Genomic DNA, 25,233 nt, shown 5'->3' on the forward strand with positions numbered 1-25,233 from the left:
TACTCATGCGCTGAACGAGATCGAAGGCGCAAGCGGCCAGGCAAACACACAGCGCGCCGCCAACCCAAACTAACTGGAGATTAATCATCATGCCGATGCCCTGCTACCTCACCCTCGAAGGCCAGAACCAAGGAAAGATCGAAGGCTCCACCAAGGTTCAAGGCCACGAAGGCAAGATCCTCGTGCAAGCCGTGGATCACACCATCGAAATTCCGAAGAGCCCGCAAACTGGTCTGCCGACCGGCAAGCGCGTGCATGGCGCAATGACGGTGACGAAGGAAATCGACAAGTCGAGCCCGAAGCTGTATCAAGCGCTGACGTCGGGCGAACAGTTGAAGTCGGTGACGCTCGAGTTCTACCGCATTTCGCCCAAGGGCACGGAAGAAAAGTACTACACGGCCAAGCTCGAAAACGCGATCCTCACGCACATGCAGTCGTGGACGCCCAATTGCCTGGACCCGAACAACCGTCAGATGGGCCACATGGAAGACCTCGCGTTCACCTACGAAAAAATCACGTGGACGTACGAGCCGGACGGCATCGAAGCCGAAGATTCTTGGCTTGCTCCCAAGGCTTGATGTAACGCGTCGCGCCGCGGCCTGACCGCGGCGCGCTCCTCGCTTGAACGGCAGATAAAACGCCATGACTTCGCTCTCCGCACGACTCGCCAACAATCAGCGCTTCAGCTTCGTCTCCGATGCTTACGCGGCCGACACGTTCTCGGTGGTGCGCATGCACGGGCGCGAGGCGATCTCGCAACTCTTTCGATTCGAAGTGACGCTCGTCGCCGACGACGCCGCCATCGATCTGACGAAGATGTTGCAGAACAACGCGACCTTCAGTATCGGCGCACCCGATGACAGTTCGCGCACCACGCCATATTCCGGCATGCTCGCCGAATTCGACCAGTTGCATCATGCGGGCGGCTACACGTTTTATCGCGCGGTGCTCGTGCCGCGTGCGTGGCGGCTTACGCTTACGCGCACCTGCGAGGTCTATCTGAACGAGCAGACCATCCCGCAGATTCTGGGCGGCGTGTTGCGCGACGCGCAGCTCACGGGCAACGCCGTCGATCTGAAGCTGACGGGCGAGTATCGTCCGCGCAGCTATGTGTGCCAGTTCCAGGAAAGCCACTTCGACTTCGTGTCGCGCTGGATGGAAAAGGAAGGCATGTACTACTACTTCGCGCAGAGCGGCGAGGCGGACACGTTGACCATCGTCGATGACCGCGCCATGCACGCCGCCGACGCGCTGCCGGTCAACTACCGCCCCGCCGACGAGCTGGATACGGGCGTCGCGCCGGACTCGGTGCAGAGCTTCGTGTGCCGCACGAAGCCGCTGCCCGCGAAGGTGGTGCTGCAGGACTACAACTATCGCAAGGCGTCGTTGCCGCTCGTCGCGCAGGCGGATGTATCCGCGCAAGGTTTCGGCGAAGCGATGTTCTACGGCGACAACTTCCGCGACGCCGACGAAGGCACGCGTTACGCGAAGCTGCGCGCAGAGGGGATTCTTTGCGGCGGCGTCCGATTTCATGGTCAGGCCACGGCGGTGGGCTTGCGCAGCGGCTATTTCATGCAGATGTCGCATCACTATCGCGACGACTTCAACGGCCGCTATCTCGTGACCGAGATCACGCATGAAGGATCGCAGGCGGGCGCGCTGCTCGCGGGCATCAAGACGCCGTTTAGCGAAAACGGCGCGGCGCGTGAAGAGATCATCTACCGCAACTCGTTTTCGGCGATCAAGGCGGACGTTCAGTATCGCGCGCCGCGCGACACGGCGCGGCCGACTATCGCGGGCACGCTGAACGCGACCGTCGATGCGGAGGGCAGCGGCGAATATGCCGAGCTCGACGAATACGGACAGTACACGGTGCAGTTGCCGTTCGACCGCACGGACAAGGCGGCGGCGAAAGGCTCGGCGCGCGTTCGCATGGCGACGCCTTATTCCGGCGATGGACACGGCATGCATTTTCCGCTGCTGAAGGGCGCGGAGGTGTTGCTTGCATTCAGCGACGGCGATCCGGATCAGCCGGTGATTGTCGGGACGGTGCCGAATTCGGTGAATTCGAGTGTGGTGAATCAGGGGAATCCGGCGATGAATCGAATGGTGACGAAGGGTGGAAACATCTTGGAGATGTCAGATAAGGATGGTGGCCAGACGATCCATCTTTTCTCGCCGAACGGCGCGACACATATTTTTATCGGCGCGCGCGACTAAGGCGCGATAGGCACGCGTTTCCATGTTCCTTTCATTGCATCGACAGCCACGCATCTGCGCTTTCAGGAGATAACAGTCATGAGCTTCACTCAGTTCACACTGGAAGACGTCAACACGATGACGGTCGGAACCACCAACAACCTCGCGGTCGGGGAAGTCAACTCCGCGTTTTGTACCGGCCAAACCGCACTCACAGCAACGACCAACAATTCGGTGACGCTCGGCACATATCTGGCTGCAGTGCTCGGCAACAACGTCACATGGACTTATGGGACCACGCTGGGCATGCAGGACGGTGCAACGGTCGATTTTAGCGACTCCACCTCCACGCAGGCACAAGGAACCGTAGCCCTCAAGGGCGGCATTCATCCTCTCGGCATGTCCGCACTCGCCATCCTCAAGGCCGCGATGACGGCGACCAAGGCGCTGATCGGCGTGACTGTCGCGATTAATCTCGTGTACGGCACCGCGCTCGGTGTGCTCGACGCCACCGACGTCAGCAAGGACAAGGTGAAACAGCAAGCGGCCGAGGCCGCGTCCATAGGCGTGAGCAATGCGCTGCTCACCGCGCTCCTGGTCGTCGTCGTCAAGCGACTCTCGACACTGTGCGAGGCGCTGCGCCAGACATCGACCCTGACCTTGGGACAGACCGGCGTGTCGCTCGGAACGGACTTTCTGCCAGCTTCCCAGAGCACGCTCGGAATGTCGCTTGCAGAAACCACGCTGACACGAACCACGCCGGCCGGCCAGAGTTCCATCTCATTGACGAATGCCACTGCGGGGTTCAAGCGCGTAGGCATCGACACAGGCTCGCTGAATTTCAGCGACGGCGCTTCGTCGCTCGACTTCACCGGGCCAGCAGGCGCATCTTCGTTGCTGATGGGCCCGGACCAGGCAACCCTGCGCGGCGGCGACAGCAGCGTGCTCGTTACGCCCGCTACGTTGACGGCGCAGGTCGGCGCGAGCGCTCTGAACATGACACCCGAAGATTTTCTCGTCGAGTCGTCGGGTTGCACACTCAACATGGCTCAGGAAGTGTTCGTCGCGTCCGCGCCCGGCGCCATGATGCTAATCAGCCCCGAGGCGATCGAGGCCGATTCCGCATTCATCAAGCTCGGCTAGGCGACGAACGATCATGAAAATCCTCAAACCGGATACCGCCGGACTCGTCTATCGCACGTTGCGTTTCAACGAGCGCGATCTACTTTCCATGGGCGTGCTCGTGATGTTCGCTCTCGATGCGCCGCACGATGGACCGCCACGTCTCGCCTCCGAACCGGACTTGTGGAAGGCAGGCGCCAGCGCGACGGGAGACGGCCCGCTCGACGCCGGCTTCCCGAAGCCATGCGGCGAATGGCTCGCTTATGGCGCAGCCCACGCGCCGGCAGGCACGACCGCGACACTCGTCGAAACGACCGTGCAAGTAGGCGCTTCGCGAAAATCGCTCTTTGTGTATGGCGATCGCCGCTTCGGCCCGCTCGGAACGATCTCGGCCCCCGAGCCTTTCCACCGCATGCCGCTCGATGCCACGCGCGCGTTCGGCGGTCCTGAACACGCCGCCAATCCCGCCGGGCGCGGCGCGGTGTTCGCCGGCGACTCGGACCGCATGTTACCTAACGTCGAGACGCCGGACGCGCTGATCGCTTCGCCCAGCGATGTCCGCGAACCCGCCGGATATTGGGCATTGCCCGCCACGTCTCCGCAACGGACCGCGTTGCTCGGCGCCTTCGATGACGACTGGCTCGCAAAGCAATGGCCGCATCTTCCGGCTGACACCCGGACCGATTACTTTTGCACGGCGCCGCACGACCAGCGTATCGCGGGATTCTGGCAAGGCGACGAGCGCATTGTTGTCGATTACATGCATCCCGATCAGCCGCATCTGGCGGCGCGCCTTCCGGCACTCAGGGCGCGCTGCTTCGTGACCCGTCGTATTGCTGGCGATATGCGCTTCGAGGAGTGCGCCGCGCGCCCGGAAACCGTCTGGATCCTGCCGGAGATCGGACAGGGCATCGTGTTATATCGCGCGGTTGCAGCGCTCGGCGATGAAGACGCGGACGACATCGCGCAGTTGATGGTCGACTTCGAGAGCATGACAAGCGCGCCGTTACCCGCCGAATACTATCGAGATCGCCTGCAAGCGCGGCTCAGTCTGACGCCTCCCGTGCCAGCCGCCGCAAGTGCGTCGCCCGCCCCTGCGGCGGCCGTCGCCACCCCGCCTGCCCTGAAAGCACCCGATGCACCTGATGCACCCGCCGTAGCGGGACCGAGCGATCCGGCTGCGTTCGCCGAACTCGAATCGCTCACTGCGCAGATCGAATCGACGACTCAGAATCTGTTGTCGAAGCACGGCATGCAAGCAAGCGAGCTCGAAGCACACTTACCGCAAGCGGGCATGCCGCCGTTCGACATCAAGTCGGGTGGCGATGCGGCATCCATGCAGCGTGACCTTCAATCGCTGACGCAAACGCTAGAAAGCAGCGCCGCTGATCTGATGAAGCGCTACGAACTCACGCCAGCCGATGTCGAGAAACTAACCGCACCCGTGCTCGGCGCGAACGGCGCCAGCGCGCCCGCCGACGCGGCGACGCTCGCCGGGCAGTTGCGCGCAGCGTTCGCGCAGACTCAACAGGCGCTCGCGGCGCGCGGCAGTTCGATCACCGGTCTTGCCGCACAGGTCACCGACCCTGAGACGGTCGCCGCACTGAACGAAGCGGCGAGCATCGACTTCGAGAGCATCGTGGGCGCGCTTTCGACCCTTGGCGCATCTCCGACCGCTGCTGCGCCCGCGACGCAACCGCCTGCGAGCGCCGTGCTCGGAGCGCCGCAGCCGTCTCTACCGCTACGGCTGAATCGCGACGATGTGATAGCGCGCGCCGCGGCTGGTCATTCGCTTGCCAGCCTGAATCTGAGCGGCCTCGATTTGTCAGGCGCGATGCTCGAGCGCGCCGACTTGCGCCTCGCCGTGCTCAACGACGTCCGTCTCACTGGCGCGCGGCTCTCCGGCACCGATCTGTCGGGCGCGATGCTCGCTGGCGCCGATCTCGTCGGGGCGCAACTGCACGACGCGAAGCTCGACAACGTCAGCGCCCGCAACGCCAACTTCGGCGGTGCGCAGTTGCAACGCGCGTCTCTAAGTGCGAGTGACTTCGCGGACGCGGACTTTTCGGCGGCGAATCTGGAGGGCGCGCAACTCGCCCGCGCCATCTTCAGCAACGCGAAGATGATGGGCGTGAAGGCGTCCAGATGCGGCGCGGCGAAAGCTAGTTTTTCGCGCGCGGTCCTTGCGGGCGCCGACTTCACCGGGGCAAATCTCGCGAACGCGGTATTCGATCATGCGTCAATCGCGGGCGCCAGTTTCGTCGATGCGGACTGCTCCGTTCTCCGTCTGTTCGGCACCCAGGGCGCGGGCGCGCGTTTCGACAACGCCAACCTATCGCAATCGCGCGCGGGCCTCGCCGCAAACCTCAGCGGCGCGAGTTTCGTGGGCGCGCGGCTGAACGCGGCCGTATGGCTTGACATTGACATATCTCAGGCAAACTTCGACCAAAGTGCGCTCGATCACGTGAATTTCAGCGGCGTCATAGCCCGTGGCGCGCGCTTCGTCAACGCGCGTGCGGTGTCTATCCGTCTGTCCAAGGCCGATTTGAGCGGTGCCGATTTCAGCCGCGCCAACCTGATGAACGCCAACTTGCGACGCGCCCGCCTCGACGGCGTGCGCTTCGTCTCGAGCAATCTTTACGGTGCGCAATGCTACGGATCAACGATCGGCAACAGCGTGCTCGACGGCGCCAACGTGGATCGCACGCTGCTGCAGATTCCCGGCCGCGTGGAAGGTGAGGTGCGCTTATGAGCGCGCTTCCCGAACTCGTGCCGGGCGCGGCGCTGTCCAGAACCAGCCTGGCAGGCGCGGACCTCGCCGGGCGCGACCTAAGCGGCTGTCTGCTGGAGGGCGTCGATTTGCGCGGCGCCGACCTTTCGCGCACGAAGCTGAATGGGGCGCGCATCCGCCAATGCGATCTTTCGGGTGCGAATCTGAATGCCAGCGTTCTCGATGGTTCCCAATGGCACAACACGCAAGTTGCCGGTGCGAGTCTGCGTGAGACGCAAGCCACACGGGTGTTCTTTACGCGTGTCGGCTTCGGACGCACCGACTTTACGAGCGCGCAGATCGAGCGCGCGATGTTCGACGGCTGCGATTTGAGCGCCGCGACCTTCGCCGGCGCTCGCGTCTATCGCAGCGATGCGCTTGCCTGCAAGTTCGACGGCGCCGACTTCACCGACGCCGATCTCACGCGCTTTACGGCCCGCGACGCCGCGCTCGCGCGGGTAACGTTCTTGCGCACTGAACTCGTACAAGCTTTCTTTCTGAACGGCGATCTTGCCGGCCAGCGCTTCGACCAATGCAACCTCCATCAGTGCCAGTTCACGAATGCGAACCTTTCCGGCTCCGATTTCACCGGTGCAGAGCTCGTGCAGACGCGTTTTGATCGCGCGAAGCTCAACGCGGCGCGCTTTGCGGGCGCATCCGGCCGATACGCGCGCTTTGCGCAAGCCGACTTGTCCGGTGCCGATCTGACCGATGCCGAATTCGTCGTGGCCGATTTCAGCGGCGCGACGCTGACCGGGTCGCGCTGCGACGGCGCGAGTTGGACGCAGGCGGTCTTCACGCGCGCCATCTGGCAACGTTCGACGTTGACGGCGGCACGCTTCACGGACTGCGATCTGTCACACGTCGATCTGACGGAATCCGATTGCGCACGCGCGGATTTCGGCAATGCCGACTTCCATGCGCTGATCGACTCGCGTACGCATTGGGCGGGCGCGTCGCGCAACCACACACGTCCCACCGATCCGGTTCGGCTGCGCGCCGAAACCTGGGGTGTTTGACTTCTACTGTCTTGGAGCACGACATGGATACGCTGCCACTTACCCCTAACGACGTTCCCGCCGGCTGCGCGCCAGCAGTCAGCACGACCCTGCGTGCCGCCACGGTGACCGGCCGCGCAGGACCATGGTTTTTGCTCGACAGTCACGCCGAGCGTGCCTTGCAGGCTCAAAGCTGTCTGCTCGAACCGCAAGCGGGCGATCTCGTCCTCGTCTGCGGCGCGTTGCCCGCACAGGCTGCAGCCGACGGCGTGACAGCAACGACCACGGTGCCGTATCTCCTCGCGGTGCTGACCCGTGCCCAACCCGACGCCGGCACCATGATGCTGCCGGGCGGCGCAAGGATCGAATCCGCCGACGGCGACTTGCGGCTTTGTGCCACGCGTATCGCGCTGAACGGCGAGGAGGCCGTCGATGCCAGCACGCGCGCGTTCTCGCTCGACGCGGTTTCGACAGCGGTCACGAGCCACCAGGCCAGCGCGCGCATAGCGTCGCTCGACGCGGGTATCGAACGTCTTACGCTAGTCGCGCGCCATTTTCTCTCGACCGTCGGACGTGCCATCTTCCGTGCAAACGACAGTTCGCGATGGATTGAGGGTAACGACGAATTGCGTGCGGGCACGGCTCGCTGGCGCGTAAGCGGCGACGCGCACTTGCACACTCGCCACACGACCCTCGTCTCCGACGAGATGACGCGCATCGACGGCTCGAAGATAGAACTGGGCTGAGGCCCGGCCCCAGTCGACAAGACGCGACGAGACAATCGCACAAACGGAGGTATGCCGTGTTTGCAGTGACCATAGCTGCTGGCGAGATGATCGCCGAACCCGATGTCTGCCAAGTGCCGACGCCCGCTGGACCGGTACCGACGCCGTTTCCGAATATCGCCATGCCCATGATGGGCACGCCGACGGCCGAGACCGTGCTGATCTGCGGAGCGCCCGCACTCAATCTCGGCTCAGAGATTCCGTTGACCAATGGCGATCAGGCCGGCGTGGCAGGCGGCGTGGCCTCGGGCACGATCATGGGCCCGGCGCGCTTCACCGAGGGCAGCATGAAGGTAATGGTGGCCGGCAATCCCGCCGTTCGGCTTACTTCGCCGACGACGCAAAATCAAAGTAACGCCATCGGCGTCGTACTGGTGCCGAGCCAGCCTACCGTGATGATCATGAGCTGACCCCACGAGCCAAACCGCCTCAAGCAGCCACAACAACGACCATGCGCCACACCGCCCTCGCCCTTCTCCTCACCGCCTGCGCCACGCTTCCCGCCGCGGCCCAGCAACCCGCCGACGACAGCGCCGCCATCCGGCAAGTCGTCGATACCTACCTGCAGCCGCTGCTCTCGTCGCATCAGGCGGCGGGGGCGATCGTCGGCGTGTCGCTGCACGGCAAGCGTTACTACTACGCATACGGCTCGGCCAACGACAACGGCGCGCCCTTCACGGCCGATAGCATCGTCGAGATCGGCTCGTGCACGAAAGTCTTCACAACCACGCTCTTCGCGCTCGCCATCGGCCGGCATCAGATCGCTCCGGATTCGTCGATACAGCGCTACATGCCCAACGGCGTCACGCTGCAAAGCGCCGCCCAGAACGTCACGCCGATGCAGCTCGCCGACTTCACTTCCGGCATGCCCGACAATCCGCCCGACGCACCGCGCAATCTGCGTTATCGCGGTATCGACCACTACACATCGGCGGACTTCTTTCGCTGGGTATCGTCGTGGTCGCCGGACGGTCCCCTGCCACGTCCCTACATGTATTCGAACGCAGGCGTCGGCGTGCTCGGCGTGACGCTCGTGCAGGCAACGGGGCGCGCGTGGGCCGATCAGCTATCGACGGATATCCTGCAACCGCTCGGCATGACGAGTTCGTTCTCGGGACCAGTCGACGTGCCAGGGCGCACGGCCGAAGGGCATCTTCGAGACGGGCAGCGCGCGCCGCAATGGCCGCTCTACGCGTGGTACGCGGCAGGTGCCATGCGCTCCACCGCCGCCGACATGTTGCGCTTCGGCGAGGCCAATCTCGGACACGGTGAAATAGACGGACGTCCGGTGCCCGCCGAACTGATCTCGGCGATGCACGCGGCTCAAGCGCCGCGCTACACGTTGCCGAACGGCATCGCGCAGCAAGGCATGGCGTGGGTCACGAACAACGGCAACGGCTCGCCCGGCTTGCATCCGGAGATTTTGAAGAACGGTGGAACGGCGGGATTCAGCTCGGTAATTCTCGTGAATCCGCACAAAGACGCGGCGATTTTTATCGCGGTCAATCAGGGCGAGACGCCGCCCGCGCCAGTGGCGATTGCCATCGGACGGCATCTGCCTTGATGCGAAGCGCCGGAGTGGCGCATCGCATCATGCGTTTTATTTCGGCGCTTTTACTTCGGAATACCCACGCGCTCGCACGCCGGCAAGCCGTTTTTCGGCACCTGGGTGTAGTGCATGATGTAGCCGTTCGCGAGCCCTTGCTTCGAGGCGAGCACGATCTGTCCCAACTGAGTCTTCGAGGCCAGCGTGGCCTTAGTCGGCTGCTGTTCGATGATCAGATTCTTGAGATCGGGATTCGCGCGCGCCGCGTCCTGACCGATGATCCGCCGGACATCCGACACGCTCGACCGATACCAGCCAATGAACGGGCGATACGAAGGCCCCGCATAGTGGCTGTCGATGATCATCCACGGATCGAGTTTGTCGAGCGCCTCCAGCACGTTGTCGTTCTGGAGGATGGACGCAAGATCGCCGCCAAGACGCGAACCTGGCTCGCCGATATGCGCCGGATCATAGCGCCAGGCATCCGGTCCATTGCGCAAATCGGACCACTTCTTGCCGGTCCAGGTCACGACGTGCGTGAGGCCAATGGTGCTCGTCGGCGTAAAGGGAACCATCTTGCCTTTGACGATCGGCGACGCGGTGATATAGAGCAAGTCGCCCGGCAGCAGATACTGCGACGTGGTGTCGAAGTTGCCGCTGTTGATATCGAGCAGAACGCCCGCTTGCTTCGGTCCCGCCCAATCAGGCGTGCTGGTTGCGCCCGCGGGCGTCATGCACGCCTGCGTGGTCACGCCGGTTTCGACTTCCGTACTGCCCGTGAGCCCCGCGAAGTTGTAGACCCAAGACGTGAAGTCCGAGCAATCCACGCCATGCCACATGACCTCGGCAGGCTTGTAAGCCGGCGTGTTCGTGGCGGTGACACCGCTCGCCTGGATCTGCTGCGAACCGGTAGCGCTGCGTTGACCGGTGCAGGTCATGCCGTACTTTGGCGTCTTGGCGCCGCTCGCGCTCGCGGCCGCACCCGACGTGCTGCCCGCCGACGAATTGCGGTACTTCGGATCGGTCCCGCCCGAATCGTCCGGCGGCAGCCAGCCCGGCACATGATGATGGCAATAGTTGATGTCCTGATCGACCCAGAAGTTTTCCACCGCCATCACGAGTTCGCGATAAAACGTGTCGGTATCGGTGCATCCTGCAGGCGCCTTGATCGCGCCGTACTGAGCGGCGAGCGGCCCCCAGCTACTGGCGGTCAGATAGGTCGCCCAATTGGTCTTGGTAAGACCGCCGGTGAGCTTTGCCTGCACGTCGTTCTGACGGCCCGCGAAGATCGCGGCGTTGTCCCTGAGCAAGGCGATGCGGTCGCCGCAAGTGGCCGCGCTGCCAATAGCCGTTTGCGCCGCGCCTGGCACGACCGGCGCGAACTGCGCCATCGACGTAATGCCCGAGCGGTTGCCCGCGCTGCCCGCATAAGTCGCGGCGCCTTGCGTGATCGTGCAGTTGCCGCCCGAGGGTGCCGCGACGGTGCCGTCATCGGCGATATCGCCCGAGCCTGCGTGACAGGACGCGAGCGTATCGCCATTGGCTGCCTGTGCGACGATGTTCTGCGTGCTGGTATCGATGGAAGAGCCATCCGTCGTGCGGCTTTGCGATTCGGCGCCGAGCGCGAGACTCATCTTGGCGCCATCCGTGACCGTTCCGGTCGTGCCTGCGGTGACGAGCGTCGGCGTGGTCTGCTGGACGTCGATGTCGCCCGCGAACGCGTTCACGCGCGCGACTGCGGCGTTGATGTTGTCGGCGCTGAGGCCGCCGGCCGCGCGTGCATCGGCGACGATTGCGTTCGAATACGCCGAGACGACCATCTGCGAAGGCGCGTTGAGATACACGGCGTCGATTTCAGTGGAAAGGCTTGTGTTGGTGCCGGTCGCTTCTTCCTGATAGCTGCCGCCCGTTACGCGCACGAAGAGCGGATAGTGCAGGCTGCCCTTGAGCGCGAAGGTGCCGTCGTTGTTGGTCGTGGCAGTGGCGAGCGGCTTGTCGGAAACGGTGCCGTCGGCGGCGAGTTGATACACCGCCACCGCTGCGTTCGCAACGGGACCCATGTACACGCCACCTGAAGTGGACGGCGACGAGCTGCCGCCGCCGCATGCGGCGAGAGCGAGCGAGAGCGCGGTGCTTGCCGCGACAGTAAGAAGAACGGGCTTCACGATAACCTTGCAGAAAGGGAACTGGGCACCACGAAGACTGGCGCGTGACTGATGCCTTTACGGCATGTCACTAGCGTAGGTGAAGGCCGTCAACGGCAAATGGCCGATAAGCCTTACAAACCACGTCCATTTCCGAAGATTGAAGCGGTTAAGTGAAAGCGGTGCAAAGGGCGTTCGTCAATGGGCGAACGCCTGGGCGAGGGTTTTGAACGGTATCTCTTGCACAAGCTGCTGGCGACGACGCATTCACGAAGCCCCAAGAAGATACGTACTCGCACCAGTTATGTGTGAGCAATCGACGCTTCTAAATTCCTGATGATCGACTCATCTAATCGATTGTCACATTCTGTTGTCGTGCTTTCGGAACAACTGCGCGTGTCGTAGCCTGTTCTCCTCTTCAACCCTCATGGCGTAGGAGATCGTCAGGCGTTACGGCCAGTCATCGTCCTGCGTCGCACGGAAGACTTGAATGGAAGCACAAGCCAAGCCCACCAGCGCACTCGCGCGCTGGATCACCGGGCGTCAATCGTACTTTCTCAAAGTCGGCGGCGCGCCCGAGACGGATAACTTATCCATTTTCTCAGTCCATGCCGTCGAGCGGCTCGGCGAGCCCTACCGCATTACGCTCGAACTCACCGCCAAGACCGAACTCGCGCGCGCGGACTATCTCGGCAAGCGCGCCAAGTTCACGATCGAGCCGCCCGCCGATAGTGGCGAGCCACGCATCTTCGACGGCTGCGTGACGCGCTTTACGCGGACCCGCAAGACTCGCGATTTCACTGCGTACCGCCTCATTGTCGAATCGACGCTGGCGCGTCTGAATCTCACTCAGGCGACGCGCATCTATCAGGACATGTCCGCGCCCGAGATCGTCATTGCAATACTCGAGCGTCACCAGTTTCTGCCGCACCAATACTCGCTCAAGCTGCGCAAGTCGTTCCCCAAGCTCGCGTTTCACATGCAGTATCAGATGTCCGACTGGGCATTCCTGCATCTGGTCATGCAGCAGGCCGGACTGTTCTGCTACACGCGCACCAGCAAGTTTGGCGAGGTGGTGCAGTTTGCCGATGACGTGGATGGCTACGTTTATCGCCCAGACGTCACTGTCCCTTACCGTGAGATCTCGGGGCTTCTGTCGGCTCAAGAGGCGATCTATCAGCTCGAGGCGCATAGCCAGCAGATACCGGCATCGGTACGGGTCGCGAATTACAACCCCGCGCTCGCGTGGGAACGGCTCGCCGCCGATATCAACCTCGCGCTCGGCGATCAGACCACTTACGGCGAAACCTATACCTACGGCACTCACCACCTCGATGCGGCAAGCGCACAGTGGGAAGCGCGTTTGCGCCATGAGGCGGCGCTCTCGCAGCAAATCAGGTTCGACGGCAAAAGCACCAACCACGACCTGCATGCCGGGCTCGTGGTGCGGGTTGACGAGACGTTGCCGGACGCGCCGCATGGCTTGCTGATGACCGAGGTCATTCACGAAGCAAGCCGCGAGCGGGATTACTTCAACTCGTTCAAGGCGATTCCGTGCGACCGGCCTTATCGTCTACCGCTTGACGAAGCGAACTGGCCCAAGATCGCGGGCACGCTCTCGGCGCGCATTACCACGCGCAGTGAAATCGAGTACGCCCAGCCCAATGCGCAAGGCCATTACACGGTGCGCTTTGACTTCGACTTCGATGACTGGCCGCAAGGTGGCGAAAGCGTACCGCTACGCTTGGCCAAGCCGTTCGCCGGGGCGAACCAGACGGGCTTTCACTTTCCGCTGTTGCGCGAGACGGAGGCCGGCGTCGCCTTTATCGGAGGCGACCCCCGGTTCCCCTACATCGCCCATGTCCATCATCACAGTCAGGCAACCGACCTCGTGATCGGGCGCGACGGCTGGGACACGCGCAACGTCATGCGCACAAGCAGCAATAACAAGCTCAGGCTGGAAGACGAACGCGGCAAGGAAGGCATCAAGCTCTCGACCGAGTACGGCGGCAAGACCCAGTTGAACATGGGCTATCTGGTCGATTCCGAGAGAAAGAAGCGCGGCGAGGGATTCGAACTGCGCTCGGACGATTGGGGTTCGTTGCGCGGCGGCAAGGGTCTGTTCCTGAGCGCTGACAAACAGCCGCGTGCAGGCGCTCAGGCGCTCGATATGTCGGCCGCGCTCGCGCAATTGCAGTCAGCACAAGCGCGTATGCAAAGTCTTTCCGAAGCGGTCAAGAAGGCACAAGCCGTGGTCGCCGACTGCGAGGCACAGAAGACGCTTCTTGAAACGCAACTCAAGGACTTGCAGCAGGCGGTCCTGCTGGCGTCGGCTCCGCATGGTGTGGCGCTCACGAGCGGCGAGCACATGCAGTTCTCGGCGGCCGGGCATTTGTTCACCACCACGGGCGGCAATGCCGACGCGGCGATCGGCGGCAATTACACGGTCGCGGCGGGCAATGCGGTGTCGCTCTTCGCGAACACGCAGGGCGTCAAAGTCACCGCCGCGGAAGGCAAGGTGGACGTACAGGCGCAAGGCGATGCACTCAATCTCGCCGCACTCAAGGGCGTGACGATCGCAAGCACCGAGGACGCCATCACGCTCACCGCCAAGACCGCACTGACGCTCTACTGCGGTGGCTCATACGTCAAGCTGACCAATACGGGCGTGGAGATAGGCAGCCCCCACGACATCCTGCTGAAGGGGCCGATGCGTATCGGCAAGTCGGCAACCAAACAGAACGCGTTGCCGTTGATGCCCAAGCAGGAGCCGGTCGGCATGCAGTTATGGCACGCCTACCCCAACGGCCAGCCAGTGAAGAACGCATGGTATCGGGTTGGCTTCCCGGACGGCTCGTCGCGCACAGGAAAGCTCGATGAAAACGGGCGCGGGATGCTGACTGACGTCCCGCGCGGGGGCGGTCATATCCAGTACTTCGAGGATGGTTACGGCTTGCAAAGCGACAAGCGCAAGTGGGCGCAGCCGAAGAACGCGCCGCAAACACCAACGGACCCGAGCACGCCTGGTGAGACCGAAGCCGCACCGCCAAGCTTGACGGGCGCGGCCATGGCGAGCGCCGCGCAGGCGCTGACTCAGGCAGCAGCTCCGCCAGCGCTTCAAGCGCTCGCCTCGCAGGTGCCCGCCTTGGCGCGTGCCGCCGTCTCGGGCGGCGCAAGCGCGGCGGCGCAGACGGCCGTTCGCACCGCGGCGAGTTCGGCAGAGCACGCGCCGATGCCGAGTCTTGCCAAGTCGCTGACTTCGACCTGACCCGCCGCCCAACCTCATAGTCAACACAACAACAACGAACAGAAACATGGCAGCAACGGACACACCCGCAGCACCCGCCCCGCGTCAAATACCGCAAGGCATTAAACAGAACGCTGAAGAACGGCGGCGCATCAGTTACGACATCACGCCCGCGAATCCCGCGCCGAAGACGACGCCGAACCTGACGCAGTTGGGCATCGAATCGGTCGAGAATCACAGCCACGAGATATTCGTTCAGTGCCTCTACATGTTGCCGGTGGTCGGCAACGCGATGTCGCTGTACGACGTCGGGACCGACATCTATGGCATTTGCAGCAGCGCCGAGAAGGCCAGTAGCCTGACGAGCTGGGGCATCCTCGCCATTGACGCTATCGGCGTGATTCCGGCGGCGGGCAATGCCAGCCGGCCGATGCGCGCGGTCGTCAAGGAAGTCCTCCTTGCCTTTGCCAAGGGCGCGGCGGCCTCCGTGCTGGTTGACCTGTTCTGGGCGACGGCGGGCGGCGACGCGGTTGCGTTCATGGAGAAACTCGATCAGAAGCTCACGCAGTGGCGCGAAGAAATCTCGCGCGGCATCTCCGACGCATCGCGCATGGTGCGCCGCTTTGTCGAGAATCCGGTCTCGGCGGCTGAACAAATGGGCCGCATCAAGCACAACGAGGGCTTTTTGTCGTGGGTCCCGTCCGGGGAGACGATCGCGCTGCACGGCATCGATCAGTTGCTGAAGGTATCCGGCCAGCGCACGACCATTCTTAAGTGGCTCGATGAATTCGACCGCAATCGCGACGCCATGCTCAGGCGCGCGTTCGGCGATGCGGCGACGGCAGGTTCGTTGATCTTCATGGCCGCGCAGATTGGCGAGGAGATCAAGTTCCGCAAGGCACGCAGCACGCCATCGCATGTTGCGCACGCCGCCCCCGGCACGATGCACGAACCGCACGTCAAGCCCGGCACGCATACCGAGCACACGCAGAAAGGAGCGAAGGCGAGCGACGTGCCCGCTAAGGACGGCTGCGGCTGCCCCGTTACCAAGACCGGCAAACCCGTCGACCTCGTAATGGGTGACGAGAACCTCGAACAAACCGACTTTGCGCTCGACGGCGTCGCGCCGATCGTGTGGACGCGGCGCTATCGGTCAAGCCTTGCCGCTTACGATGACAGCGCGCTCGGCGCACGCTGGACGAGTCCGTATCACCTCTCGCTCGAACAGCGCGACGGCGTGCTTACGTTCTTCGACCCGGACGCGCGCGCCGTGCCCTTGCCGAAAGTTGCGATCGGCGATTCGGTCGAGGTGCCGACGGAACAGTTGACGGTGAGCCGTCCAGATGCGCGCAGCGTGGAGCTTGCCTATGCGGACGGATCGCGCGAACGTTACGAACAGAGCCGCACCCTTGCCGGTTCACGTTATCGGCTTATCTCTCGCATAGGCCGCGATGGCCTCGGTCTGACCTTGTCCTACAACTCTAAGGACGAACTGACGGGCATGACGGACGGCGCGGAGAACACGATCCGCATCGACTACGAGAACGGGCGCGTCGCGGTTATCTACCGGATCGGGTTGCTTGGGAGCGCGGACGAAGCAATCGCCCGCTATGCCTATAGTCCCGAGGGCGACCTGACCGAGCACCGCGACGTGCTCGGCTACGCGCGCAAGTACGTCTATCAGCATCACCTGCTCACGCGCTATACCGACTTCAACGGCAACCCGGCCAACCTCGAATGGGACGCCCGTGGCGCAGACGCGCACACGTCCGCGCAAGCGCGCTGCGTGCGCACATGGATTGCCAAGGACGAGGTGATCGACCGGGAGATAAATATCCATGAGCTCGCGCCGAAGCAAGACACGCGTTTCGAGTACCACCGCGAGCACTGGTACACCAAGGTCACGGACGGCGAGGGCAACAGCACGATTCACCGCTACGACCAACATAACCGTATCGTGCTGGTCGAGCATCCCGATGGCACGAGTGAATCGTTTAACTGGAGCGAGAACAACCAGCTCGTCAGCATGAAGAACGCGCTGGGGCAAATTCAGCGCTTCGAGTATGACGGTCAGGGGCGCGTCACGGCCGTGACCGACGCGCTCTCGATGACCACGCGCACCGAGTACAGCGCCGCTGGTCTGCCGGTCAAAGTAACCGACGCCATCGGCGACGTGACGACGACCGATTATGACGCGCTCGGGCGGCCCATGTCCGTCACCGATCCGGCCGGCCGCACCACGCAATACGCTTGGAACAGCAAGGGGCGCCTGACCGCGCTGACCGACCCCAAGGGCGGCGTGAAGCAGTTCAGCTATGACCCTGCGGGACGGCTGACCCAAGCGACGGACTGTTCGAACAACGCGACGCATTACGGCTACGACGAACGCGGCTATCTCTCACACATAACCGACGCCGAAGGCCATGAAACCCGCTACCGGCGTGACGCGCGCGGGCAGATCAAGACCATCACACGCGCCGATGGCGTCGAGGAACAGTTTCGCTGGGACGGCAACGGCAACCTCGTTGCTTACCGCGATGGCGCGGGCGTTGAAACGCTGTATTGGTACGACGCGCTAAATCAGTTGAGCGTGCGCCAAACCGACGTGAAAGGCGACGATTGGGGCCGCGTCGCGTACCGCTACGACAAGCAGGGGCGGCTAACCACGCTGAACAACGAGAACCACGAATCTACCGAGTTTCGTTATGACGCGCTCGGTCAGGTCATCGAGCAGACGGGGTTCGACGGGCGCAGCGTCGCCTATGCATGGGACGATGCCGGGCGGCTGGCGGCATCGACTGAAGCCGGCGTCGAGACGCGCTACGAGCGCGACCCGATGGGACGGCTCACCGCGCGCACGATCGGCAAGCAAGCGACCGAGAGTTTTTACTACGACGCGCGCGGACGGCTCGCGACCGCCACGGCCGCTGGCAGCACGACCCGCCTGCACTACGACGATGCGGACAACCTGATCGCCGAAGAGCAGCACGTTCGCCCGTATTACCGGGGCCAGTATTCGACCGTCACGCGCCACCAATACGATGTGCTCGGCAATCGCACGAAGACCATCCTGCCGAATACACGCTCCATCGACTGGCTGCGTTATGGCTCGGGCCACGTCCACGGCGTCATGCTCGACGGCAAGCCGCTGATGGACTTCGAGCGCGACAAGCTGCATCGGGAAATCAAGCGCACGCACCGCAGCTTCACGCAGGCGCGCCAGTACGATCCGGTCGGACGGCTCGCACAGATGTCGGTGCGCCATGTGAGTTCGGTGAATTTGCTCGATGTGCTGGCCGAGCGCACCTATGGGTACAGCACGGCGGGCAACCTGACGCGCATCGAGGACCGTGTGCGCGGGGTGACCGATTACACCTACGATCCGGTAGGCCGGCTGCTCAAGTCGGCGACGCCCGACCTGACCGAAATCTTTGCGTTCGATCCGGCGGGCAATCCGGTCGATGCCGACAAGGTTCCACCGCGCCCGGCGATCGAGACGGCCGAGGCGCGTGCCGCGCGCCATGCCCGGGAGGATGAAGAAGACGCGGCATTGAAGCGCGCCGGCCGAAGCGCGCCAATGCGCTGGCGCGGCTCGGAGGACACGAGCAACTTCGGGGCGTGGTGGAGGTCGCTGCCCAAGTGCATCGGCAACGTACTGAGGGAATTGGACTCGACGAGCTACGACTACGACGAGCGCGGCAATCTGATCACGAAATCGGGCGGCGCTCACGCGCCGTGGCGATACCGATATGACGAACAGAACCGGCTAATAGAGGCCAGCCGCTATGCGCGACCGCCCGCGCCGTGGGAACGCAGCCACCATGCGCCACGGGACGACAGCCCGCCCAAGCCCGAACTCGTGGTTCGGTTCTCCTACGACGCGTTTGGCCGGCGCATTGCCAAGGAACTCCAGCACGCAAGCGGCCCCGCCGAACTGACGGTCTTCACGTGGGATGGCGACGTGCTCTTGATGGAAGAGCGCTTCGAGGCGTTGCCGCGTGAACGCGGCTTCGAGCGCAGATCGGAGAATGCGCGGTACGCGATGGTGCGGGAGGATGCGCAGGACGCGTACTCGCTACCGGTCGCGCAGCGCATGCACACGCTCGACGCGGAGTACCAGTGGATGCGCGCCTCGCTCTATCTGCATGAGCCGGGGACGTTCGTGCCGCTGGCGCGGCTCGATGAGAAACTGGTCGAACCGGCGTTCCTCGCCACCGGCACGGACGGGCGTTTTGTGCAGGTGCCCGCGAAGTCGAAGCATGCGACGGTGTTCTATCAGAACGATCATCTGGGCACGCCGCAGGAGTTGCTCGATGAGTCTGGCAAGGTGGTTTGGCTTGCGCGCTATAAGGCGTGGGGCGGGCGAAAGGGTGCGCCCTATGGTAAGGAAGACCCGGCTGAGACGGATAACGCGATCCGGTTTCAGGGGCAATATGTCGATGAAGAGACGGGGCTGCACTACAATCGAAACCGTTACTACGATCCGGCGACGGGGCGCTACATCTCGCAGGACCCGATTGGTTTGGCCGGTGGGATTAATGTCTATGCTTATGGCAAAAATCCCATAAGCTGGGTTGATCCGCTGGGGCTGTCGGGTGAACCACCACCCAATTTAAGCCCGCTCGGGGCAGGAAGACATGGGGCATTCCGGCAGGCTAAACGCAACAGCGGTGTGCCCGTATGTATGTGCCCAACACGGGTTGGCCCTAATCTGGATCGTCGAGGCAAAGTACAACCGGGCCGGACGTATGACTTCGACCAGAAAAACTCAGCTGGAGAAACAATTACAACCACCATACGCGATGATGCCGGTGGTCACGATTTCGGCGCTAACAATTTGCAGAATCGGGGATCGCATTTTAACGACCAGAACGAAGGACACTATGACTACTGATAGTAAATTCGAAATAGCCGCGAATGTATTCGTTGAAAACGAAGTCTTCAATGTTCCGCAAAAAAGCCTCGAAGAAGACTTTCAGCTTTCGGCAGCTGTGAAGCTATACACTGGACGTCCCCTCGCTAGTCTCCATGAAAATGCTCTAACAGGGCTGTACCGTCGGATAAACAGATATTTTTCGACACATCCTATATGGCTCGTCATCAGCAATGGTGGGAAAGTCCCGGAAAGCAGAATCGTACGACATTACGGGTTATGGAAAGCATTAGAAAAAAATGGAGTCCAGTTGCCGGAAGGAAATCGGACGCAAGAATACATTGTCGAAGGCAATCAAGGAATCCAATATTTTGGGGCAATTTGCTTGAATACCCCCTGTTTCGGGGAAATTTTGAAGGTAATGGCTTTGCGCTCCTCGGTTCACATAGTGATGTCTGAAAACGAAAACTCAGTGCTGAAATTGTTAAAAGACGGATGGTCGTACGATATAAGAAAATTTCCTACATCAATACTTCGTTCCGTAGAACAGGAGTCAATGTTCTTTCTAGCTCCGCTGGGAGAGTTCGATGACATGGAAGGCGGGGCGGTCGCATTGGCTAAGCCAGCCTTTATTGAACGATGTTTCTCAGCGGCAAGAGGTTTCGATTTACCTGCATGAATCGGGTATATTCGTGCCCCTGCGCGACTGAAATGGTTGAAAGAGTAGGGATGGAAAATGCCTGAATAAATATTTTTGTATTCCTCTTTCCACTGGAAAATTAGTGGCAAGAGTAATTAATTTAAATATTTACTAACTTTCTCTGGAGCCTAATTTCATGGTAAATGAACAGCCAGGGGCAATATGTTGATGAAGAGACGGGGCTGCACTACAAACGAAACCGTTACTACAATCCGAGCAGTGCAAGATTCATCAGCAAGGACCCGATTGGGTTGGCCGGTGGACTGAATCCGTTCCAGTACTCGCCTAATCCGGTGCAGTGGGTTGATCCGCTCGGGCTGACGGAGAAATGTTGTCCGTGTACAGCTCTAGCGACGTATTGGCCACCCAATGACGGATCGCTGGGTAGAGAAAAGCGTTACCTTGCAGCCAGGATCGAAGGTTGACCGATATGGTTACGAAGGCGGCTCATATGTTCCACCGGCTGGGACCCCATATGGAGCGAGAGCACTTCCGCCTGGATCAAACGAGAAGCCATATAACGTGTACGAGGTGACAAAGCCAATCGAGAACGTGGCAGAGGGACGAATTGCACCGTGGTTTGGCGAGCTAGGTCTTGGGACGCAGTACAAGCTTCCTAAATCCGTCGGTGATTTAGTGGAATCTGGTCATTTGAAAAGGGGTGCGGTGAATAGCCAAGAGCTACAGAACACGCTTGCTTCACTAAATGCACCACCAGACAGCTTTTGCATAGGACGCGAAAAAGACGAGGCATTATGTCTTGTTGAAAATTATGGGCGCTGGAGTGTGTTTTACAGTGAACGTGGACATCGAACAGAAGAGCAATTGTTCGGTGCAGAGGTACTTGCCTGCACTGCCTTTTTAGCGCGACTTCGAAAGATGCTTCGCATCTAGAACGAAAAGCCGCTTGCGCGGCCCTTCGTTCATTTATTCGGAGGTGATGGTGAGGCGACCGTGTTCGACAGTGATTCTCACGCGCTGCCCTGCTTCAAAGCCTGCCTGCTCGATCGGCCGCCCGGCGAGCTTGAGCTACGGATAAAAGCGGCTGCTCGGGACGTTGCCAGACCAAGTGAACGACCGCAGCCTCGCCTTTCTTTACCCTGACGAGAACTTTCAGGCGGTTGTTGATTTAGCCCATGAGCAAAAGCCAAATGCGACCACGGAGGAAGTGATTCGATGCCTCAATCACTATGCCGACCATAACAATTTTCTTGACTTAAGTTAGAGACAAAATGACATCAATCGCATGCGTAGGCGACAGCACCACCCACGGCGGCCGCATCATCACTGGATCAGACACGATGGACATCGACGGACGCAAAGGCGCGCGCGTGGGCGATCTCGTGTCATGTCCCGAACACGGCGTCAATCCCATCATTCAAGGCTCGGACTTGCTAACCGACACCAACGGCGAACACGTTGCGCTGGATGGCCATCTGACAGCGTGCGGTAGTCAAATAATTGCCTTGGGCGATCATGGCTCGATTGATTGACTAGCTCTGAGCGTGAGATCACGCGCTCGGGCAGGTACGAGCAGACCGGGTTCGACGTGCCCAACATCAACTATTTCCGTGGGACGATGTCGGCTGGCGGCATCGACGGAAGCTGGTGTCGAGACACGCTACGAGCGCGACCCAAAGGAACGCTCAGTGCTCGCAAGGTCGGCAAGCAGGCCCCAGAAGATTGCCACTACGACTCACGACTGCCAAAACTGCTGGAAGCCGATAAGTCTGCATCCACGACCGAGAGACCCGAGCGACTTCATGGCACCGAGTAGCCATTCTTCACGCTCATGCTAAACGGCGGAATCACGTCGAACGTATTAATTGCGATCGGGGCAAGATAACCGATTCGCCGGATCTGCCCAAACCACCGCCTGAACTGCCAAACAAAGCCCTAAATCACCTTCCCCGGATTGAGAATCCCATCCGGATCGAGCGCCGCCTTGATCGCGCGCATGGCTTCGAGATCGGTCTCGCGACGGCTCTGCGGCAAGAAGTGCCGCTTCTTCACGCCGATTCCATGCTCGGCCGAAATCGATCCCGCGAACTCGCGCGTCACGTCGTAGATCACACTGTCGATCTCGTCGTGATCGTGCTTGCCCATGCCCGGCACGTCCACGACGATATGAATGTTGCCATCGCCAAGATGCCCATACGTCAGGACGAGCGCTTGCGGCCAGCGTTCGCGAAGACGCGCCTCGCACTTTTGCGCGGCATCGCCCACTTGCGCGATCGAAAAGCTCACGTCGTACGCCGCGTGATTCGGAATGAAGCGCTGATACTCGCCGGGCGCATCGCGAATGGACCAGAAGTCGCGCGCGTGCGCTTCCGACGACGCAATCGCGGCGTCCGTCACCACGCCGTCTTCCAGCATCGCGCCGAGAAACTCTTCGAAGGCATCGCCGTGACGGACCGGATCGGTGCCGACGCTCTCCAACAGCACGTAGAACGGATGCGCATCCGCGAGCGGCGCGCGCAGGTTCCTGAGGTTGCCGATAACGGCATCGTGATAACCCGCCCACATCACTTCGAACGCGGATACCCCTGCGGCCAGCCCCGCCTGCGCACGCGTCAGCAGCGTGGTCACCGCGCGAAAGTCCGGCAAGCCGCACCACGCGGTGGCGGTCGCCGTTGGCTTCGGCCGCAATCGCAGCACGACACGTGTGATGATCGCGAGCGTGCCTTCGCTGCCGATCAACAAATGCCGCAAGTCATAGCCGCTGTTGTTCTTGATCATCTTGTTCAAGTCGCCGATGACCTTCCCGCTCGCCAGCACCGCTTCGACGCCGAGTACCTGATCTCGCATCATCCCGTACTTGATGACGCGGTTGCCGCCCGCGTTGGTGGCAAGATTGCCGCCAATGGAACAACTGCCGCGCGCGCCGAGATCCAGCGGAAAGTAAAAGCCCGCCGCGCTCGCCGCTTCCTGCACCACTTGCAACGGCGTGCCCGCTTCCACCGTCATGGTCGCGGAGACTTCATCGATCTCGAGGATGCGGTTCATGCGGTCGAGACTGAGCACGACTTCGTCCGTCAGCACGTTCGCGCCGCCCACGAGCCCGGTGAGCCCGCCTTGCGTGACGACCGCCTGCTTGTATTTCGTGCAGAGAGCGAGCGCCTTGGCGGCTTCCTCCGTGTTGCGCGGCCGGACGATGGCCGAAGGCGTCGCGCCCGGCAACCCGCTCCAGTCCACGACGCGCCGGTCGCCGAACTCTTCGGGCAACGCGACGACTTCCGCGCCAAGGGTTTCGCGCAAGGCGCTCACTGCTTCGCGTGCGGTCATTTGATGCTCGTCTCCATGCTGTTTTTGCGGATCACCAGACAGTGTAGCCACCGTCCATGACGAGGTCCGAACCGGTCACGAAGGCGCTCGCGCGCGAAGCGAGGAACACCACGCCGGGCGCGATTTCATCGGGCGTCGCCATGCGGGCGAGCGGCGTGCCGTCGATCCACACCTTGCGCCACGTTTCGTTTTCGAAACCGCGTTTCGTGAGTTCGGTGCCGACATATCCCGGCGATATCGAATTGACGCGCACGCCATCCGCGGCCCATTCCGCCGCGAGCGAGCGCGTCAAATGAATCACGCCCGCCTTCGATGCGTTGTACGACGCCTGCGGCTGCGGCTTGTTGGCGATCGACCCGCTCATGCTCGCGATGTTCACAATGCGCCCGGACTTCTGCCGCGTCATGTGCCGCGCGGCGCTTCGGCAGCAATAGAACACGCCGTCGAGGTTGACCGCGAGCACCGCGCGCCAGGCGGCATCGTCGGTTTCGAGCGCGGAGGCATTCTTTACGATGCCCGCGTTGTTCACGAGCACGTCGAGCTTGCCGTGACGCGCGACGACGGTATCGAAGGCTTGATCGACAGACGATGAATCCGTCACGTCCAGTGCGACGAACGTGCCGCCGATTTCCTGCGCGGCCTTTTGTCCGAGCGTTTCATCGCGATCCGCGACGACGACCGTCGCGCCCGCGCTCTTCAAGCCTGTCGCAATCGCAAAGCCGATGCCTTGCGCCGCGCCCGTCACCACGCAGACATCGCCATCCAGACGGAAGGCATCCAGTGTCGAACTCATGTGCGCGCTCCTTCGAAGACGACGATATCCGCCGTGCCATCCGCGTGACCGACGATCATCTCGCTTGCAATGCCAGTGAAGAGGCCGTGTTCGACCACGCCCGGAATGGCGTTGAAGCGCGGCGACAGCGCGAGCGGCTCGGGAATGGCTTCGAGATGACAGTCGAGAATCCAGTTGCCGCTGTCGGTGACGACGAGTTCGCCGTTCTTCACGCGCCGCTCGATACGGACGCTTTCGTCGAAGCCCGCCGAGACGAACAGATCGCGCAGCAAACGCTCCGTGCTCTGCCAGCCGAACTGGATGATCTCGATAGGCAAGGGAAAGCGTCCCAGCGTATCGAAGACTTTCTTATCGTCGACGACAGCGACCATCTTGCGCGATGCCGCCGCCACGATCTTTTCCCATAGAAGACACGCGCCGCCGCCCTTGATCATGCTGCCCTGATGATCGATCTCGTCCGCGCCGTCGATAGTCACGTCGAGCCGGTCGATCTGCCCTAGATCGGTCAACGGCACACCGAGTTCGAGCGCAAGCTCACGCGTGGCGTTCGACGTCGGCACGCCGACGACATCCAGCCCGTCCTTCACGCGCGGCGCGAGCGCACGCACGAACCAGTGCGAGGTCGTGCCCGAACCGAGACCCACCTTCATGCCCGGCTTCAGATAGTGATCGACCGCCTTGTTGCCAGAAACGAGTTTTGCTTCGTCCTGTTTCGATGCGGGTTTGAGCTGGGCATAGCCCGGTTCGATATACGTAGCCAATTGCGTCTCC

Annotated in this window: 18 protein-coding genes and 1 pseudogene; 14 read left to right on the forward strand and 5 right to left on the reverse strand. The window is 61.9% G+C overall.

The features are described 5' to 3' along the window. Window positions 1–89: 89 nt before the first annotated feature. The 8 genes from P9250_RS02970 to P9250_RS03005 all read left to right on the forward strand — a co-directional run bounded on the left by P9250_RS02970 (window position 90) and on the right by P9250_RS03005 (window position 9,438). Complete coding sequence (locus P9250_RS02970) at window positions 90–578, forward strand: Hcp family type VI secretion system effector (RefSeq protein WP_244831870.1); 489 nt, start codon at window positions 90–92, stop codon at window positions 576–578. A 64-nt stretch (window positions 579–642) separates the two neighbouring features. Beyond that, window positions 643–2,220 (forward strand): type VI secretion system Vgr family protein, encoded by a 1,578-nt coding sequence (locus tag P9250_RS02975; RefSeq protein WP_250469935.1) that lies wholly within the window; start codon window positions 643–645, stop codon window positions 2,218–2,220. A gap of 78 nt (window positions 2,221–2,298) precedes the next feature. Continuing rightward, window positions 2,299–3,342 carry a hypothetical protein gene (locus P9250_RS02980; RefSeq protein WP_250469934.1) on the forward strand — a complete coding sequence of 348 codons (1,044 nt, stop codon included), beginning with the start codon at window positions 2,299–2,301 and terminating at the stop codon, window positions 3,340–3,342. A 13-nt stretch (window positions 3,343–3,355) separates the two neighbouring features. Further along, window positions 3,356–6,073, forward strand: a complete 2,718-nt coding sequence (locus P9250_RS02985) for a DUF2169 domain-containing protein (protein WP_310391013.1) — start codon at window positions 3,356–3,358, stop codon at window positions 6,071–6,073. Beyond that, complete coding sequence (locus P9250_RS02990; protein ID WP_250469932.1) at window positions 6,070–7,110, forward strand: pentapeptide repeat-containing protein; 1,041 nt, start codon at window positions 6,070–6,072, stop codon at window positions 7,108–7,110. Before P9250_RS02985 ends, P9250_RS02990 begins: the two co-directional genes overlap by 4 nt. A gap of 23 nt (window positions 7,111–7,133) precedes the next feature. Next, entirely contained in the window at window positions 7,134–7,835 is a 702-nt protein-coding gene (locus P9250_RS02995) for a DUF3540 domain-containing protein (protein ID WP_250469931.1), read from the forward strand. 56 nt (window positions 7,836–7,891) lie between these two features. Beyond that, window positions 7,892–8,284, forward strand: a complete 393-nt coding sequence (locus P9250_RS03000) for a DUF4150 domain-containing protein (protein ID WP_250511750.1) — start codon at window positions 7,892–7,894, stop codon at window positions 8,282–8,284. Between the two features lie 41 nt (window positions 8,285–8,325). After that, window positions 8,326–9,438: a serine hydrolase gene (locus P9250_RS03005; RefSeq protein WP_309846353.1), complete on the forward strand. Its 1,113-nt coding sequence runs from the start codon at window positions 8,326–8,328 to the stop codon at window positions 9,436–9,438. Window positions 9,439–9,488: 50 nt separating this feature from the next. Here the strand turns inward: P9250_RS03005 and P9250_RS03010 are convergent, their stop codons facing one another. After that, window positions 9,489–11,480: a hypothetical protein gene (locus P9250_RS03010; protein WP_409014801.1), complete on the reverse strand. Its 1,992-nt coding sequence runs from the start codon at window positions 11,478–11,480 to the stop codon at window positions 9,489–9,491. Between the two features lie 574 nt (window positions 11,481–12,054). Here P9250_RS03010 and P9250_RS03015 point away from each other — a divergent pair. From P9250_RS03015 to P9250_RS03035, 5 genes and pseudogenes are all read left to right on the forward strand, one after another. Further along, entirely contained in the window at window positions 12,055–14,832 is a 2,778-nt protein-coding gene (locus P9250_RS03015) for a type VI secretion system tip protein VgrG (protein WP_310391018.1), read from the forward strand. 46 nt (window positions 14,833–14,878) lie between these two features. Continuing rightward, window positions 14,879–19,705, forward strand: a complete 4,827-nt coding sequence (locus tag P9250_RS03020; RefSeq protein WP_310391020.1) for an RHS repeat-associated core domain-containing protein — start codon at window positions 14,879–14,881, stop codon at window positions 19,703–19,705. After that, the gene (locus P9250_RS03025) at window positions 19,695–20,363 is read left to right on the forward strand and encodes a hypothetical protein (protein WP_310391022.1); all 669 of its coding nucleotides are present in this window, start codon (window positions 19,695–19,697) and stop codon (window positions 20,361–20,363) included. Before P9250_RS03020 ends, P9250_RS03025 begins: the two co-directional genes overlap by 11 nt. Window positions 20,364–20,536: 173 nt before the next feature. Continuing rightward, window positions 20,537–20,707: pseudogene (locus tag P9250_RS32570) on the forward strand (RHS repeat-associated core domain-containing protein); the annotation flags it as partial. A gap of 46 nt (window positions 20,708–20,753) precedes the next feature. After that, window positions 20,754–21,278: a TNT domain-containing protein gene (locus tag P9250_RS03035; RefSeq protein WP_310391026.1), complete on the forward strand. Its 525-nt coding sequence runs from the start codon at window positions 20,754–20,756 to the stop codon at window positions 21,276–21,278. 33 nt (window positions 21,279–21,311) lie between these two features. On the opposite strand, the gene P9250_RS32575 is transcribed toward P9250_RS03035, so the two are convergent. After that, the gene (locus tag P9250_RS32575; RefSeq protein ID WP_409014802.1) at window positions 21,312–21,392 is read right to left on the reverse strand and encodes a SymE family type I addiction module toxin; all 81 of its coding nucleotides are present in this window, start codon (window positions 21,390–21,392) and stop codon (window positions 21,312–21,314) included. 224 nt (window positions 21,393–21,616) lie between these two features. Here P9250_RS32575 and P9250_RS03040 point away from each other — a divergent pair, with 224 nt between their 5' ends. Next, window positions 21,617–21,877 carry a PAAR domain-containing protein gene (locus P9250_RS03040; protein WP_250468131.1) on the forward strand — a complete coding sequence of 87 codons (261 nt, stop codon included), beginning with the start codon at window positions 21,617–21,619 and terminating at the stop codon, window positions 21,875–21,877. Between the two features lie 403 nt (window positions 21,878–22,280). Here P9250_RS03040 and P9250_RS03045 read toward each other — a convergent pair whose 3' ends face one another. From P9250_RS03045 to rpiA, 3 genes are read right to left on the reverse strand one after another with little or no spacing between them, the layout of a single operon-like run. Further along, window positions 22,281–23,669 carry an FAD-binding oxidoreductase gene (locus P9250_RS03045; RefSeq protein WP_310391028.1) on the reverse strand — a complete coding sequence of 463 codons (1,389 nt, stop codon included), beginning with the start codon at window positions 23,667–23,669 and terminating at the stop codon, window positions 22,281–22,283. Between the two features lie 31 nt (window positions 23,670–23,700). Beyond that, complete coding sequence (locus tag P9250_RS03050; protein WP_310391030.1) at window positions 23,701–24,462, reverse strand: SDR family oxidoreductase; 762 nt, start codon at window positions 24,460–24,462, stop codon at window positions 23,701–23,703. Further along, entirely contained in the window at window positions 24,459–25,223 is a 765-nt protein-coding gene (rpiA, locus tag P9250_RS03055) for a ribose-5-phosphate isomerase RpiA (RefSeq protein ID WP_250468128.1), read from the reverse strand. Before rpiA ends, P9250_RS03050 begins: the two co-directional genes overlap by 4 nt. Window positions 25,224–25,233 lie beyond the last annotated feature (10 nt).

This window comes from Caballeronia sp. LP006, from assembly GCF_031450995.1.
Taxonomy (GTDB): domain Bacteria; phylum Pseudomonadota; class Gammaproteobacteria; order Burkholderiales; family Burkholderiaceae; genus Caballeronia.